Here is a 916-nt window from a genome sequence, read left to right as displayed (position 1 = left end):
TCTTCGCGGGTGTCGGCGAGAGTTTTGTGTGCTGTGGCGACGACGCGGATCGCCTGCATCTTCTTCTCGGCTTCTCGGCGGATCTGTTCATCGAGGGCGGCGAATTCGGTTTCCAGCGGCTGGGTTTCCATGGGCTCGATCGTATAGACGTCGCGCGCGAATCTCGAGCCGTACACGCGGCCAACCGCGTGAGGTGCGGCGCGTTCGATTCTGTTGTCCCCGGGTGGGTGTCCGGGTAGGCGTTGTGTGCACACGACACAGCGGAGCGGAGAGATGTCGTGTGTGCCCAATGCCGTTAAGCCCGGTACCCACTTGGGGATAACTCCCCCGCTGTGACGTCGCGTTGGACGCGCGGAGCGCGGCCCTTTGTCTGCCCGTTCGGGCGCCGGCCGTCCGCAAGTATGGAGCGCACTGGTCCTCGTGTGGATGCCCGAGATTCCCTGTCCCGCTCCGCTCGATCTCAGGCACCCACAATCGGGTCCGCATCACAGGTGGGGCGGCCGGAAAACTGCGCAAAGGAACTCGCTGCGCTCGTCCTGTGCTTCTTTCAAGAGCGGGCACACGACGCAGGCGCTGCGTGCCGACGGATCGAACCCGGTGGAGCAAGATGGAAACTTAGGTGCCCTAAGTTGGGGTCAGGTCTGGACGCTGTGCTCTGGACCTGAGACACTGTCGTGTAGCCCCACGTTGTGGGGGCGCTGCGCTGGGCCGAATGACGGGGGACGACGATGAGCGATGAGACCGTTGATCGTCCGCGCCGGTTCCGGCGTGAGCGCCGTGCGAACGTCGACGGTGGTCGGCATGCTCGGCACGTGGTGAAGGTGACTCCCGAGGAGGAGTCGGCGCTTCTGGCGAAGGCGCAGCATGCGCGAGTGAGCGTGCCGCGGTTGCTCGTTGAGTCCGCCCTCGCGGAGCA

1 pseudogene is annotated in these 916 nt (G+C 65.1%); it reads left to right on the top strand.

The window, feature by feature from the left end:
• Positions 1-728: 728 nt before the first annotated feature.
• Positions 729-916: pseudogene (locus MLGJGCBP_RS51965) on the top strand (plasmid mobilization relaxosome protein MobC); the annotation flags it as partial.

This window comes from Rhodococcus sp. T7, assembly GCF_009872365.1.
Lineage (GTDB): Bacteria > Actinomycetota > Actinomycetes > Mycobacteriales > Mycobacteriaceae > Rhodococcus_F.
Note: the sequence above shows the minus strand (reverse complement) of the source record. Positions and strands in the feature narration are given on the sequence as shown.